12 protein-coding genes are annotated in these 14,394 nt (G+C 67.8%); 8 read left to right on the top strand and 4 right to left on the bottom strand.

The window, feature by feature from the left end; all coding sequences use genetic code 11:
• Positions 1-140: 140 nt before the first annotated feature.
• The 4 genes from ABFY20_RS01680 to ABFY20_RS01665 are packed head-to-tail and all read left to right on the top strand — an operon-like array spanning position 141 to position 5,251.
• Positions 141-836, top strand: a complete 696-nt coding sequence (locus tag ABFY20_RS01680; protein WP_368498218.1) for a FadR/GntR family transcriptional regulator — start codon at positions 141-143, stop codon at positions 834-836.
• Positions 833-2,047: a trehalase family glycosidase gene (locus ABFY20_RS01675; protein WP_368498217.1), complete on the top strand. Its 1,215-nt coding sequence runs from the start codon at positions 833-835 to the stop codon at positions 2,045-2,047. Before ABFY20_RS01680 ends, ABFY20_RS01675 begins: the two co-directional genes overlap by 4 nt.
• Entirely contained in the window at positions 2,034-4,247 is a 2,214-nt protein-coding gene (locus ABFY20_RS01670; RefSeq protein WP_368498216.1) for a family 78 glycoside hydrolase catalytic domain, read from the top strand. Before ABFY20_RS01675 ends, ABFY20_RS01670 begins: the two co-directional genes overlap by 14 nt.
• On the top strand, positions 4,244-5,251 hold the full coding sequence (locus tag ABFY20_RS01665; protein WP_368498215.1) for a zinc-binding dehydrogenase: 1,008 nt from the start codon (positions 4,244-4,246) through the stop codon (positions 5,249-5,251). The genes ABFY20_RS01670 and ABFY20_RS01665 overlap by 4 nt, the downstream gene beginning before the upstream one ends.
• 81 nt (positions 5,252-5,332) lie before the next feature.
• On the opposite strand, the gene glgX is transcribed toward ABFY20_RS01665, so the two are convergent.
• The 3 genes from glgX to ABFY20_RS01650 form a co-directional block, all read right to left on the bottom strand.
• On the bottom strand, positions 5,333-7,384 hold the full coding sequence (glgX, locus tag ABFY20_RS01660; protein WP_368498214.1) for a glycogen debranching protein GlgX: 2,052 nt from the start codon (positions 7,382-7,384) through the stop codon (positions 5,333-5,335).
• Positions 7,385-7,496: 112 nt separating this feature from the next.
• Entirely contained in the window at positions 7,497-8,522 is a 1,026-nt protein-coding gene (locus ABFY20_RS01655; protein WP_368498213.1) for an SIS domain-containing protein, read from the bottom strand.
• A complete protein-coding gene (locus ABFY20_RS01650; protein WP_368498212.1) occupies positions 8,492-9,694 on the bottom strand; it encodes a hypothetical protein in 1,203 nt (400 codons plus the stop codon). Before ABFY20_RS01650 ends, ABFY20_RS01655 begins: the two co-directional genes overlap by 31 nt.
• 147 nt (positions 9,695-9,841) lie before the next feature.
• On the opposite strand from ABFY20_RS01650, the gene ABFY20_RS01645 reads away from it, so the two are divergent.
• The 4 genes from ABFY20_RS01645 to ABFY20_RS01630 are packed head-to-tail and all read left to right on the top strand — an operon-like array spanning position 9,842 to position 13,734.
• On the top strand, positions 9,842-10,930 hold the full coding sequence (locus tag ABFY20_RS01645; RefSeq protein WP_368498211.1) for a spermidine/putrescine ABC transporter substrate-binding protein: 1,089 nt from the start codon (positions 9,842-9,844) through the stop codon (positions 10,928-10,930).
• Positions 10,927-11,889, top strand: coding sequence for an ABC transporter permease (locus tag ABFY20_RS01640; RefSeq protein ID WP_368498210.1), 963 nt, complete (start codon positions 10,927-10,929; stop codon positions 11,887-11,889). Before ABFY20_RS01645 ends, ABFY20_RS01640 begins: the two co-directional genes overlap by 4 nt.
• A complete protein-coding gene (locus ABFY20_RS01635) occupies positions 11,882-12,652 on the top strand; it encodes an ABC transporter permease (RefSeq protein ID WP_368498209.1) in 771 nt (256 codons plus the stop codon). Before ABFY20_RS01640 ends, ABFY20_RS01635 begins: the two co-directional genes overlap by 8 nt.
• Positions 12,649-13,734 carry an ABC transporter ATP-binding protein gene (locus ABFY20_RS01630; protein WP_368498208.1) on the top strand — a complete coding sequence of 362 codons (1,086 nt, stop codon included), beginning with the start codon at positions 12,649-12,651 and terminating at the stop codon, positions 13,732-13,734. The genes ABFY20_RS01635 and ABFY20_RS01630 overlap by 4 nt, the downstream gene beginning before the upstream one ends.
• Here ABFY20_RS01630 and ABFY20_RS01625 read toward each other — a convergent pair.
• A complete protein-coding gene (locus tag ABFY20_RS01625) occupies positions 13,719-14,324 on the bottom strand; it encodes a TetR/AcrR family transcriptional regulator (RefSeq protein WP_368498206.1) in 606 nt (201 codons plus the stop codon). The genes ABFY20_RS01630 and ABFY20_RS01625 overlap by 16 nt on opposite strands.
• Between the last annotated feature and the right edge of the window lie 70 nt (positions 14,325-14,394).

Here is a 14,394-nt window from a genome sequence, read left to right as displayed (position 1 = left end):
TCTCCAAGGAGTAAACCGTTACCGATACTTATATGTCAAGTTAATCCGAAATCACCCAACAAAGTGGTGAACGCCGCAACCGAACGATCGACAAGGCATACAAGTGTGTGACACACTGAAGGCATGCTCAGGAGGACTAGATGAACGCGCCGGCGCCCAAGACAACGCCGAACCCATCCCTTGCGGATGCGATCGAGGACTTGTTCACGACTCGTGGGCTCTCCGCAGGAGACTTGATCCCGCCGACGCACGAGCTGGCCAAGGAGTTCAACGTGTCCCGCCCTGTGGTGCGGGAGGCCCTAGCTGAGCTCACCGGGCGCGGTCTACTTAATCGCCAGCAGGGGCGCGAGGGGATGCTCCGTGTCCCCGGCGAAGAGACCTTGGGCCGAGTCTTCGCCTACCGCCTCAACGCGCGCGACGTATCCTTCTCCGATCTCCAGGGATTCCGAGAGCTGCTGGAGGTCGACGCGGCGCGTCTAGCCGCCGGGCGCGCCTCCATGCTCGATGTCGCCCACTTGTCTGACATCCTGCACAGCATGAGTGGTGCGACCACGGAGGAGGAGATGCTCGCGGCCGACGTCGAATTCCACCTCGCCGTGGCTCGTATCGCGAATCCGCTCTACGGGTACGTGCTTGAAGGCCTCAACTCCTTGTTGACCCAGTCGCGTCTGACCGTCTGGGCGGAGTACGTCCGCGCGGGTGGAGACGTCCAGACGGCAATCGAGCGACACGCTCAGATTCGCGATCGCATCGCCGCAGTCGACCCGGAGGGTGCAGCGATGGCCATGAAGGCCGACCTAGCCGACAACCTCGAAGGGCAGTCGACCGCACCATGAATCCGGACAAGGACCTCATCCGCTCGTGGCGGTCACTCGATGAGACTATCCGCGGCTGGTGGGACGGCGACCTGTCGACAGCGACGGAAGCGGACTCCGACGGCACCCTCTTGCCGCTCCCTCACCCGTACAGCTCCGCCGGCGGTTCCGAGGCGGCATTCCCCGAGATGTACGGGTGGGACACCTATTTCATCAATCGCGCCCTCCTCGAACACGACCGCCTCGACATCGTCCGGGGCCATGTGCAGAACCAACTCCACATGATCGAGACCTACGGGATGGTGTTGAACGGCAACCGAACCTTCTACCTCACACGCTCCCAGCCGCCGCTGCTGGCCCCCATCGCAGCAGCCCTGCTTGAGCGACAGCCAGACGCGAGTCTTGCATCACGGGCCATCACGGCGCTGGAGGCCGAGTACAACGACTACTGGGGCGCCGATCATCACGTCACGTCGACAGGCTTGACGACGAACCGCGATCTGGGAGACCCGAGTCTTCGGCCCGAACTCGCCTCGGAGGCCGAGACCGGCCTCGACTTCACACCGTTGTTCGAGGGAGATGTCCGAAGATTCGTACCCCTCATCACGAACTCAGCCCTCGTCGCCACCGCGCGGGCACTGGCCGAGATGTGCGAGAGGTGGGCGGCTCCTGAGCGCGCCGCTCGCTGGCGGGCAGAGACAAGCCGTCGGATCAGACTCATCAATGAACTCTGCTGGGACAAGCGCGCAGGGCAGTATGTCGAATACAACTGGGTCGAAAAGCGCCCGTCGAAGGTCACAGGGTTGAGCTCGGTCTGGCCACTGTGGGCCGGCGTCGCATCACCGAGACAGGGCGCTCGTGCCATCGCCAAGCTCATGCCCTACGCTCAACCGGGAGGGTGGGCATCGACCGCGTCGGAGTGGCCGAGCCCGCATCCGGAATGGAATTGGGTGCAGTGGCAGTTCCCGTCCGGGTGGCCGCCCGAGCAGATCATCGTTCTCGATGCGCTCCGTCGTTACGGTCGAGATGACGTGGCCGCACCACAGGCGGCACGATTCGTGCAGGTGCAACTCGAGCGGTTCGCGCTCACCGGATCATTGTGGGAGCGATACAACGTCGCTGCGCCCGACATCGATCTCCCTGTGGAGCGCTTCCCGGCCGTTCCGATGCACGGATGGTCGTCAGCTGCCGCGGTCGTCCTCGGCCGTTTCCTCGCTCGTGACGCACGATAGCCTCGGCCAGGCATCGTGGATCGCAGGCACCGATAACGATCTGCCCGCCTTCGGAGTCGTGTTTCAGAGCAATGAGCCCCGGTCTGCCTCGATAGACCTGGCATGCCGCGGTGTGGCGAATGTGGTCGTCAATGGCCAATCCATCACGGAAGAAGTACTTTTCCCGGGGTACTCAGACCCGAGGAAGAGTGTCGAGCTGATTCACCTCACTCTTTCGCGCTACGTGCGCTCGGGCACCAACACGATCGTCGTCGAGCTGGGTTCCGGCCCCAGTCACCATCTCCCCTCCGACCGCTGGAGCAAGCTCACCACGTCGCTCGGCAGCCCCGCTCTCAGAGCAGTTGTGTCGATCGACTCGTCTCGAGGTGTTCACAGGTTGGAGACAGGCCGAAACTGGGGTGCGTCTACACACGCGACCGCCCTCAGTAGCTGGGTGGGTGGCGAGGAGTACGACGATCGTCTTGCCCTGAACTACACGGCGGAAGAGATCCTCAGCTGGGGGCCGGCTCGCGAGTTGATCCTCGACGAACTCACCGTGCGCCCGCGAATCGCCCCGCCCACAAGGCAGATCGAGACCCGGCTTCCCGTGAGCTGGTGGCGTGCACCGTCTGCCTCAGACGGATCTCCCGCTGTCGTCGTCGATTTCGGCTTCACCCACTCGGGCCTAATCGAGGTCGTTGTGCCTCCGAGCAGCGAGATCCGTGTCCGCCCCGCCGAACTCCTCGACGGTCTCCGAATCGACCCGACCACCCAAGGATGGGGCCCGGTCTACCACCGGGTGACAAGCGGCGGCAGTCCAGTTCGTTGGCGACCCCGTTTCTCCTATAACGGGTACCGCTACGTGGAGATAACCGGCGACATCGACGAGTTCGACCCGCGTCACGTCCGCTCTCACATCGTCGGTTCGGCCGCCGAACGAGCTGGATCGTTCCACTCAAGTGACGATCGACTCAACACGCTCTACGAGATGTCGGAGCGAAGCATCCGTTCGAACGCGTTCTCCGTCTTGACCGACTGCCCGCAGAGAGAGAAGCTCGGATATCTGGAGCAGACCCACCTTCAGTTTACGTCGCTCGTCCGCGCACTCCACCTTCGACCGGTCCTGGAAAACATGGTCACCCTCATGGTCGAGGCACAGCAGCCGTCTGGGAACATCCCCCTCTTCGTGCCCGAGCTCGATGTCTTTCCCGATGAATGGCAGACCGACCCGAACTGGGGCGGGGCGATCGTCGTCCTGCCCTGGTTGCTCTATCTGGAGTACGGGGACCTGCGCCTCCTCGAGCGCACCTCGACCACGGCACGGCGCTACCTCGATCACCTGCTCGCGCTGCGCGACTCGGATGGGATGCTTCGGGTAGGCCTCGGGGACTTCACGGGAAAGTCGGTCGCGACGAATGGCGAGACCAAGTTCGAGGGGCATCCGATCGAGCCACGCCGCTCGGTGGCCCTGACGTCGAGCGCCAGCCTCTACAAGCTGCTTTCGATCGCGTCGGAGATTGACAACACGCTGGAGCAGGGTGGCGAAGACCGTTGGGAACAGGAGAGGATGCACCTTAGGCACGCCATCGTCCGTCAGACGTTCGCTCACCCCGCCTGGGTCGGTACTCCGGCCGAGCTCGCTGTCCTCCATGGATCACGTGCGGTGGCCGACCATGACGATTACATCTTGGACCGTCTTGAGAACGTCGTCGGCATGCCGGAGTTCTCTCTGGAGGCGATCGGCTCCATCGCTCTGCCCGCACTGTACGAAGCGCTGAGCGTACGTGACCGCCACGATCTCCTGCACAGTCTGTGCCACCGTGACCACCTCCCGGGTTTCGGGTACATGGCGGCCCACGGAGCAACGAGCCTCACCGAGACCTGGGACGGCCCGACCTATGGGTTCAGCCAGAACCATTTCATGTACGCCTCGGTCCTTGACTGGATGCAGCGGAGTCTCGCCGGGATCCGCCAAGACGACACGTCGATAGCGTGGCGCAAAGTGCTGCTTCGACCGAAGTGTCCGCCCGGCGTGGCGGCCGTCTCAGGAAGTCATGAGACACCGCATGGGTGGATTCACTCGGCCTGGCGGCGGGATGACACAGGCATCGTCTTCTTCGGGACGGTGCCCCAATCCGTCACGGCGTCCATCCGCTTGCCCGATGGCACCAGCCACGCCGTCAGCGGCGCCTACGAGATCCGATTGGAGACGTCACCGTGAAAGCCCTGATCATCACCGGGCCCCACCGAGCAGAGGTTCAGGAGGTCGACCCACCGCAGGCAGCCGCCGGCGAAGTTATCGTGGACGTCCGGCGAGCCGGCATCTGCGGCACGGACATGGAGTTCTACTCCGGCGAGATGCAATACCTTCACGACGGTAACGCGGAATACCCCGTGCGCATCGGACACGAATGGATGGGCGTCGTCTCTGCAGTGGCAGAAGATGTCGATACCTCGTGGGTCGGACGTCGTGTCACCGGCGACACGATGCTCGGGTGCGGTCGCTGCCGACGCTGTCGATCGGGATTCCAGCGTGTGTGTGAGTTTCGATACGAGTTGGGCGTCCGCGGAGGCAAACCGGGAGCGCTCGCCGAACAGGTCGCCGTGCCCGCCCGCGCACTGCACGCTCTCCCCGATTCCGTCGATGACACAGCCGGTGCACTCGTCGAACCCGGGGGAAACGCCTTCAGGTCGGTGAGTGCCGCCAACCTGTCGGCGGGAGATCGTGTGCTCATCACGGGCAGCGGCACGATCGGACTCCTGTGCGCACTCTTTGCCCGGGCCCAGGGAGCCGAGGTGCACATCCTCGGGCGCAATGTGCGGTCGCTCGATTTCGCCAGGGGCCTCGGATTCGCCCAAGCTGTCACCGAGGCAGAACTTCCCGACCTACCGTGGGATGCGGTTATCGAAGCATCCAACGCGGCAACACTACCGGCCAGGGCCCTCGGCTTGGTCGAGCCCGGGAAGAGAGTGGTCTACGTCGGGCTGGCGGGAACGCCAAGCCTCATCGATACCCGCGCCCTGGCGCTCGCCGACGTCACCGCTGTAGGCATTCTGAGCGCATCAGGTGGAATCGAAGGCACGATCGCGAGCTTCGCAGACGATTCTGTCGATCCTCGGCCGCTGGTGGCAGCCGCCGTCAGCCTCGACGAGATGCCCGGGATCTTGGCAGGTGACCGGCCAGCGAACGCCGGACCCGGCCCGAAATTCCACGCCATTCTGTGATAACCGAGCCGTCTCCCGGCGAAGCTTTGATAACAGCGCCCCGCTGACCGCGCTCGCGTGCGGCGCCACCCGCCACTGAGGTCAGCTCGCGCGGGAGCGCAGCAGGGTGAACGAGCCGTCACGGCCGATGAGGGTGCTGACGGGCGCGCTCACCTCCTGGCCGGGGTCGCTCGACAGTGCGAGCTCCCACTCGTCGCCCGGCGCCGCGGGCACGACGAACTCCACGCCGTTCTCGGCCGCGTTCAGGAGCAGCGCGAACGAGTCGGCAGACGGATGCTCGAACACGAACACGATCGACCGGGCGTCGGGGTTGTCCCAGTCGTCGTCGCCGAACTCCTCGCCGTCGGAGCGGAGGAGTCGCACGGTGTCTTGCGCATCCTCGGTGCCCGGCGCCTGCCGGAACCATGCCGGGTGCAGGGCCGCGTTGTCGCGACGCAGCGCGATCAGGTCGCGGGTGAAGGCGAGCAGCTCCTCGTCGACCGCTCGCCAGTCGAACCACGACGTCTCGTCGTCGTGGCAGTAGGCGTTGTTGTTGCCACCTTGAGTGCGGCCCAGCTCGTCGCCGCCGAGCAGCATCGGAACGCCGGCCGACAGCAGGAGCGTGGCGAGCAGGTTGCGGCGCTTGCGGTCGCGGCGCTCGTTCACGGCCGGGTCGTCGGTCGGCCCCTCCGCCCCGCCGTTCGACGACTTGTTGTCGCTCTCGCCGTCGTTGCCGTCCTCGCCGTTCGACGCGTTGTGCTTGTCGTTGTACGCGGTGAGGTCGTGCAGGGTGAATCCGTCGTGCGCGGTGATGAAGTTCACGCTCGACAGGGGTGAGCGCCGGTCGGCCTCGTAGACGTCGGGAGAGCCGAGCACGCGCTGGGCCAGGGTGCCGAGCACCGCATCCGTGCCGTTCCAGAAGTCGCGCACGTCGTCACGGAACTTGCCGTTCCACTCCGACCAGTCGGCCGGGAAGCCGCCCACCTGGTAACCCGCGGTGTCCCAGGGTTCGGCGATCATCTTCACCGGTGCCAGCACCGGGTCTTGCTGGATCAGGGTGAGGAAGGCGCTGTGCAGCTCCGCGTCGCCGCCTTGCCGCGTGAGCGTGGTGGCGAGGTCGAAGCGGAAGCCGTCGACGTGCATCTCGGTGACCCAATAGCGCAGGCTGTCCATGATGAGGCCGAGGGCGGCCGGGTGCCCCACGTTCAGGCTGTTGCCGGTGCCCGTGGTGTCGAAGTAGTGCTCCTCGTCCCCCTCCACCAGCCGGTAGTAGGCAGCGTTGTCGATGCCCTTGAAGCTCAGGCTCGGCCCGAGATCGTTGCCCTCGGCGGTGTGGTTGTAGACGACGTCGAGGATGACCTCGAGCCCGGCCTCGTGCATCGCCTTCACCATCTGCTTGAACTCGCGCACCTGACCGCCGCCCTGGCCTGCGGCTTCGCTCACGTACTCGTTGTGCGGCGCGAAGAAGCCGATCGAGTTGTAGCCCCAGTAGTTGCGGAGGCCCTTCTCGGCAAGGTGGCTGTCTTGCACGAACTGGTGAACCGGGAGCAGCTCCACGGCGGTCACCCCGAGGTCGGTGAAGTGCTTGAGGGCGGCCGGATGCGCGAGACCCGCGTAGGTGCCGCGGATCTCCTCCGGCACCTCCGGGTGCAGCTGCGTGAAGCCCTTGACGTGCGTCTCGTAGATCACGGTCTCGCTGAGGAGCCGGCGCGGTGACCTGTCGTCTCCCCAGTCGAAGTCGTCGTCGACGATGACGCAGCGGGGGCTGAACGGCGCCGAGTCGGTGTCGTTCAGTGCCTGCGGGTCGTTCAAGTCGTGGGCGAAGAACGCCTGGTTGTCGGCCTCCCACTCCCACTCGCCCTCGATGGCGGTGGCGTGCGGGTCGAGCAGCAGCTTCTGGACGTTGTGCCGCAGCCCCTCACCCGGGTTCCAGGCGCCGTCGACACGGATGCCGTAGCGGCTGCCCACGTCGGCCCCGTCGACGAAGCCGTGGAAGACATGACCCGTGCGCTCGGTGAGTCGAACGCGGGTCTCGGCCCCGTCCTCGCCGAACAGGCAGACGAACACCGCGTCGGCGGTCTCCGAGTAGAGGGCGAAGTTGTGTCGGCCGTCGAGGGTCGAGAAACCGAGGGGATAGGGGAGGGAGAGGGTCATGACCACGCTTTCGGGACAGGCGCGCAGCGTCGAGGAGATCGCTGCGCGAAGGAGGCCGTCTCATCAGACACCGAAAGCTCGCCGCCCGCACCGGCCCCAGGCCACAGTCTTCTCAGGTGAGGGACGGGGCCCAGGCGAAGGTCGGGTCTGCCGCGAACCAGTGGGCGGCGAGGAGTTCGGCCACGAGGGTCTCGACGAGCGGGGCGACGGCGAGGTCGTCGTCGCCCCGGTAGCGCAGGGCGAGGGCGGCGGAGGCGGCGAGCGGCGTGGGGCCGACGGTCACGAGGGTGGCGGCCCGGTCGCGGAGCCACTCGGCTGCCTGGTCGTCCCAGCGCGAGCCCGCGAAGAGGAGCGCCCGATAGTCGAGGGTCTTCGAGAGGTACACGTCGACGTGCGACCAGTCGCCGGTCTCGCTGGCGTAGGCGGGGCGGCGGGGCACCTCGCGCATCATCAGCGCCCCCTGCTGCGCCGACGACAGGCGCTCCACAGGGGCCAGCAGCCAGGTGCCGTGCGGGCCGAGCAGCAGCTCGGTGGCCTGGTCGAGCCACTCCGGCGCGCTCGCGAGCAGCGCCGCCGACGAGCGGGCCGCCGCTCGGGCTGTCGCGGCGAGCGCCTCGGGCGCCGCCAGGCCGAACAGCGCCTCGAGCACGAGGAAGGTGTGCCGGAAGGTGCGGCACGAGACACCGCTCACCTCGGCCCCCGCCACGAGCGGCACCACGAGGTCGGAGGCGTCGGCGAGCGGCGACGACGCGTCATTGGTCACGGCGACGAGCCGGCCGGTGCCGCGGTACGGCTCGATCGCGGCCAGCGTCTCGGCGCTCCGGCCGGTCGCCGACACCGCCACCACGACGAGATCGGATGCTGCTGCCGGCAGCTCCACCGTGCTCGCGAGCTCGACCACCACCGAGTGCCCACGCATCCGCGCTCTCCTGGCCGCCACCGACGCCGCGTAGGTGCTCGAGCCCATCCCGAGCACCAGGACCCGCGCGCCGGGCGTCGCCACCAGCGTGCGGGCGCGTGCGAGGTCGCCGAGGGTGGGGTCTGCGGCGGAACCGGCCGCCCCCTCGAGCGCCGCGGCCAGGCGCTCGAACGCCGCCGGGATCTCGGTCAGGTCGTCGATGAAGCGGGTGGTGTCCATGGATTCTCCTCCGTCTGGGCGTCGTCGGCCGGGGCGTAGCGGGCGCTGAGCGCACCGTCGGGGGCGTACTCCCAGCGCGGCAGGTAGCGACGCGCGTAGGCGAGCTCGCGCGCGAACTGCTCGACCTCGAGGGCGGGCACCGCTCGCTCGTCGAACAGCGGCGACCCGGAGGCGCGGCCGAGGTCGCGGGCCTCAAGGCCCGACCGGTACGCCTCGAGCAGCGTAGCTCTGGCCCGCCCGGCCCACGACAGCACCCGCTCGTCGCGCCGGCCGAGGCGGCGCTGCACGATCGAGCCCACGAGGTCGACCGACACCAGCAGGTGGGCGACGTCGACCGCGGCGATGTCGAGCTCGCGCTCGGGATGCTGCGGGTCGCCGTCGAAGTCCACCACCAGGTAGCGAGGGCTCCCGTCGGGCCCCGTCGTGCGCAGGAACTGGCCGACGTGCAGGTCGCCGTGCACGGGGAACCGCACACCACCCGGCGACGACGGTGCATCGTCGACGAGGGCGCGCAGCCGCGGCATCCGGTTCGCCCATCGCACCCGGGTGTCGCCCTCGACCAGCTCGAGTGCGGTGGCGAGGGCGTCGAGGATGCGTTCCCGGAGGTCGCCGGAGGGTGATGCGGCGACCTCGCCGCGGGCCTCGGCGGAGAGCGCCGCGTGGAGCTCGGCGACGAGTTCGCCCAGCTCTGCGGGCCACTCGGGTTCCGGCGCCTCGCCCTCCAGCCAGGACAGCACGTCGTCGACGGCCCAGGTCCAGCCGTCGGTGGCCTCGGGAACGAGCTCGGTGACGATCGCCGCGCTCGCGGCCTCGCGGCCCGGCAGCTCCCACGGCACGAGGCCGCCGAGTCGCGGCGAGAGACCGGCCGAGCGCGACCCGCCGGCGGCGAGCCTCGCCAGCTGCCGCACCGTCCGCTCCGAACCGCCCCACACCAGGGGGACCTTCACCAGCCAGGTCTCATCGACGACCACGGCCCAGTTGGTCATGTCGACCCCGAGCGCCCGCTCCGCACCGCGGAATGCGGCGGGCCGACGACCCAGTGCTGCGAGCACGAGCTCGGCGCCGACCCCGTCTCCGGCGACCGCCGGGGATCCGTCCGACCGGAGCACAGACACCGCACCGTCACTGCCCAGGTGCAGGGCACCGCCCCCTGTACTCAGCCTGCCGATCATGATCCCACCGTACCTATTCCTTGAATCGCAATTCGAACAATTATGTAAATTCCGGGTCTCGACGCGGCCTGGAGCATTGTGATTCGTTGCTGCCTGATGCAACAATCGGCCAACCACGATCTTGTCCACCCGACACAGGAGGCCCCAGTGCGTTTCATCAAGTCCGGAGCGATCCTCGCAGGAGCAGCGGCTACGGCGCTCGCGCTCACCTCCTGCGCGAGCTCCTCGAGTGACACCATCGACCCCGAGGCCGACATCACGAAGCAGAGCCTCACGGTGAGCATCTGGGCCGACTACTACCCCGAGACGCTGGCCGAGGACTTCGAGGCCGCCACGGGCGTGCCCGTCACCATCGTGAACCACGCCACCAACGAGGAGATCGTGGCCAAGCTCACGGCGAGCGCCGACCCCGGCATCGACGTGGCCTTCGTCTCTGGCCAGTACGCCCAGGCCCTCAACGAGGCGGGTCTGCTGCAGCCGCTCGACAAGAGCCTCATCCCGAACGAGAAGAACCTCTACCCCGAGGCGCTCGAGCTCGCCTACGACGAGGGCAACGCCTACTCCGAGCCCTACGCCTGGGGCACCACGGGCCTGTGCTACCGACCCGACCTCACCGGCTTCGCCCCCACCTCCTGGAACGACCTGCTGAACCCGGCGCCCGAGCTCGAGGGCAAGACCACCATGCTCTCCACCGAGCGCTGGATGGCCCTGCCCGCCCTCAAGATGCTCGGCGAGTCGGTCAACTCCGAAGACCCCGCGGTGCTCGAGAAGGTGAAGGAGCAGCTGCAGAAGACCAAGGACACCCTCCTCGCCTTCGACGACACCACGTTCTACAGCAAGCTCGTCTCGGGCGAGGCGGCAATGGTCGAGGCGTGGGACGGCTGGTGCAACTACGCCATCGCCGAAGACCCCACTGTCGAGTTCGTGCTGCCGAAGGAGGGCAGCGACCTCTGGGTCGACACCATGACGGTGCTGAAGTCGTCGAAGAACAAGGAGGCGGCGATGGCCTTCGTCAACTACATCCTCGAAGCCGACGTGCAGTCGTACGTGGCGTCGAGCATCCTGTACGCCGTGCCCAACCAGGCCGCCGTGGAGTCGCTCGACCCGGCGCTCATCGAACAGTTCCCGAACCTCGCCATCGATCCCTCCACCCTGCTCGAGCAGGAGACCGTCGTCGACGTGGGTGACTTCAGCACGGAGTACACCCGTCTCGCCACGGAGATCATGGCCGGATGACCCAGTCCACCACCGCCGGCCCCGCGCCCTCCGCCCCCACTCGGCGGGCGCGGGGCCGGCTGGCCGGCCTGCCGTTCCTCGGCCCCGGCCTCCTCTTCACCACCCTGCTGGTGTTCGTGCCGGTGCTGCTCATCACCGCCTACTCGCTGTTCGAGCGCGGCCGTTTCGGCGGCGTCGTGTTCGAGTTCACCTTCGACAACTTCATCCGCCTGTTCGACCCGCTCTACCTCGGCGTGGTGGCCAACTCCCTCGGCATCGCCGCCGCGGTGACCGCCCTCGCCCTCCTCATCGGCTACCCGACGGCGCTCATGATCACGAGGCTCAGCCCCCGCTGGCGCACCATCGCGCTCATCGCGGTGCTGCTGCCGTTCTGGACCAACTTCCTCATCCGCACCTACGCGTGGATCCTGCTGCTCAACAACGCCGGCTGGATCAACCAGGCCCTGCAGGCCCTCGGCATCACGCGGGAGCCGATCTCGATGCTCTACACGCCGCAGGCCGTGGTGGTCGGCCTCGTCTACACCTACCTGCCGCTCATGATCCTCCCCCTCTACTCCTCCCTCTCCAGCCAGGACAAGCAGCTCGGCGAGGCCGCCACCAACCTCGGGGCGAGCCCGTTCCGGGTGTTCCGCACCGTGACGGTGCCGCTGTCGATCCCCGGCATCCTCACCGGGTGCGTGTTCGTGTTCGTCCCCGCCATGAGCAACTTCGTCATCCCCGAGCTCATCGGCGGCGGCAAGACGGTGCTCGTCGGCAACCTCATCCGCGACCAGTTCCTCGAGGCGCGCGACTGGCCCTTCGGCGCCGCACTGGCGCTGGTGCTGACGGTGTCGCTCCTCGTGCTGCTGTTCCTCCAGTCGCGGCTGTCGAAGAGACTGACGGATGGCCCGGGTCGGCGACGCGGTGGCAGGCGCCAGGCCCAGGGACAGACGCAGGGTCAGGCGGTGGCCGATGCTTAGGTCGCGCTTCATCCGCATTCCCTTCTGGCTGACCTTCGTCTTCCTGTACCTGCCGATCGTCGTGGTCGTCATCCTGTCGTTCAACGACTCGTCGAACCTCTTCGTCTGGCGCGGCTTCACGCTCGACTGGTATGCCGAACTGGCGGGCGACGAGCGCATCCGCGAGGGGCTCGTCAACACCCTGATCGTGGCGACGGGCTCGACGGCGATCGCCACCGTGGTCGGCACCCTGTTCGCGGTGGGCATCCAGCGCCACACCAAGGGCGGGCTCGTGCGGGCCTTCGCTCTGACGCCCGCGCTGCTGCCCGACCTGCTGCTCGGCATCGGCATCCTGAGCCTGTTCTCGCTGCTCGGCTTCACGCTCGGTCTCTACTCGGTGCTGCTCTCGCACGCCGCGTTCTCGATCGCCTTCGTGACGGCGATCGTGCTGGCGCGACTGTCGCATCTCGACCCGAGCCTCGAAGAAGCGTCGCGCGACCTGGGCGCCGGCCCCGTGCGCACCTTCCTCAGGGTGACGCTGCCCCAGCTCGGCCCCGGCATCGCCGCGGGCGCGCTGCTCAGCCTCACCCTCTCACTCGACGAGTTCGTGATCGCGTTCTTCACGGCGGCGCCCACCACGCCCACCCTGCCGATCGTCATCTACTCGATGGTGCGGTTCGGTGTGACACCCGAGATCAACGCACTCGCCACCGTCCTCCTGTTCGTCAGCGTCGTCGCCGTTCTCGGCGCACAGCGCCTCACCCGCGTCACGGAAGCACTATGAGCACCGAGTCACCCGCACCCCTCTTGCAGATCAAGGGCGTCAGCCACTCCTACGGCGCCGTGCGCGCCCTGCGCGACATCGACCTCACGATCGCCGACAACGAGTTCTTCGCCCTGCTCGGCCCCTCGGGCTGCGGCAAGACCACGCTGCTGCGTTCCATCGCGGGCTTCGAGACGCCGGAGGCCGGCGAGGTGCTCCTCGACGGCGCCGACCTCACCCGGCTGCCGGCCCACAAGCGCCCGGTGAACATGATGTTCCAGTCGTACGCGCTGTTCCCGCACCTGTCGGTGGAGAAGAACATCGCCTACGGTCTCGAGGCGCAGGGGATGGGGAAGGCCGACATCCGCAACCGGGTGGGCGAGACGATCGACACAGTCGGGCTCGCCGCCTTCGCGAAGCGTCGGCCGGCGCAGCTCTCGGGCGGCCAGCGGCAGCGCGTGGCGCTCGCCCGCGCCATCGTGAAGCGCCCCCGGCTGCTGCTGCTCGACGAGCCGCTCTCGGCGCTCGACCGCAAGGTGCGTGCCGACATGCAGCTCGAGCTGAAGCGGTTGCAGCACGAGGTCGGCATGACCTTCGTGGTGGTGACGCACGACCAGGAGGAGGCCATGTCGATGGCCGACCGGGTGGCCGTGCTGAACGCCGGCGCCGTCGAGCAGCTCGACACCCCGGTGGGCCTGTACTCCCGCCCCCGCACCCGCTTCGTTGCCGACTTCATCGGCACGTCGAGCATGTTCGACGGCACGGCGGTGGCGGGCGGCGTCGACGTGCCGGGCCTCGGCATGCTGCGCGCGGCGCACGAGCTCGCGGTCGGTACGGCGGCGACGCTCGTGGTGCGGCCGGAAGACGTGCACCTCGTCGAGCCGGGCACCGGCGCGCTCGACGGCACCGTGATCGACAGCTACTTCCTCGGCGGCTCGTCGACCCTCTCGGTGGCCGTGCCCGGGCGACCGGAACCGATCGGATGCACGGTGCACGCCACCAGCACCGCCCGCCGCGGCGACCAGGTGGGGTTGCGCATCGACCACGAGCGCTCGGTCGTAGTGGTCGACGACCGCGCGACCGCCGCTCAGGCCAGCGCGTGACCGGTCGATTGCCGGGCGTACTCCACGATGAGGGCGCGCGCGCCGGCGTGGTCGATCGTGGGGTGGCGCGCCACCATCCGGTAGCCGTAGGCATCTTCGAGCGCCACCAGGTTGCGGGCGATGGAGAGCGACGGAGCGGTGAGCGTGAAGACCCCGCGGGCGGCGCCCTGCTCGAGGACGATCTGGTACATGCCCACCTGGCGGTCGTAGAGCGCCGTGAGGAGGGTGGCCATCACCGGGTTGCGGCCGGCCGAGCCGCCGAGCTCGCAGAGCAGGCGCACCTCGGGGTCGGCGTGGTCGGAGGGAAGACCCGAGTCGATCAGCCGGGTCAGCCGCAGCACGGGGTCGTCGTCGAGGCTCTCCAGCATGCGCACCCGGTCGTCGTAGAAGCGCTCCATGCCGGCTCGGTTGGCCTCCATGACGAGCTCGTCGATGTCGGGGTAGTAGTAGAGCACCGCGCCGCTCGTGAGCCCGGCCTCCTCGGCAACGCGGTTGAGCCGGGCTCCGTCGGGGCCGTGCTGGGCGATGGCGCGCTGGGCCGCCGCGACGATCTCGCTGCGACGCTGCTCCTGACGCTTCGGTCGTGCCACGAGCGCTCCTCCCACTGCCGATCGGCATCCGACCGTAGTTTCGGACCCGGTTCAATATTACGAGCCCGAG

The sequence above is a fragment of the Herbiconiux sp. A18JL235 genome (assembly GCF_040939305.1).
Taxonomy (GTDB): Bacteria; Actinomycetota; Actinomycetes; order Actinomycetales; family Microbacteriaceae; genus Herbiconiux.
This window is presented reverse-complemented; position numbering and strand designations above follow the sequence as displayed.

Bases quoted from the DNA above. Each gene is read 5' to 3' on its own strand.
- ABFY20_RS01680 (WP_368498218.1), top strand. From the start codon at position 141: ATGAACGCGCCGGCGCCCAAGACAACGCCGAACCCATCCCTTGCGGAT.
- ABFY20_RS01675 (WP_368498217.1), top strand. From the start codon at position 833: ATGAATCCGGACAAGGACCTCATCCGCTCGTGGCGGTCACTCGATGAG.
- glgX (WP_368498214.1), bottom strand. From the start codon at position 7,384: ATGACCCTCTCCCTCCCCTATCCCCTCGGTTTCTCGACCCTCGACGGC.
- ABFY20_RS01655 (WP_368498213.1), bottom strand. From the start codon at position 8,522: ATGGACACCACCCGCTTCATCGACGACCTGACCGAGATCCCGGCGGCG.
- ABFY20_RS01650 (WP_368498212.1), bottom strand. From the start codon at position 9,694: ATGATCGGCAGGCTGAGTACAGGGGGCGGTGCCCTGCACCTGGGCAGT.
- ABFY20_RS01640 (WP_368498210.1), top strand. From the start codon at position 10,927: ATGACCCAGTCCACCACCGCCGGCCCCGCGCCCTCCGCCCCCACTCGG.
- ABFY20_RS01635 (WP_368498209.1), top strand. From the start codon at position 11,882: ATGCTTAGGTCGCGCTTCATCCGCATTCCCTTCTGGCTGACCTTCGTC.
- ABFY20_RS01630 (WP_368498208.1), top strand. From the start codon at position 12,649: ATGAGCACCGAGTCACCCGCACCCCTCTTGCAGATCAAGGGCGTCAGC.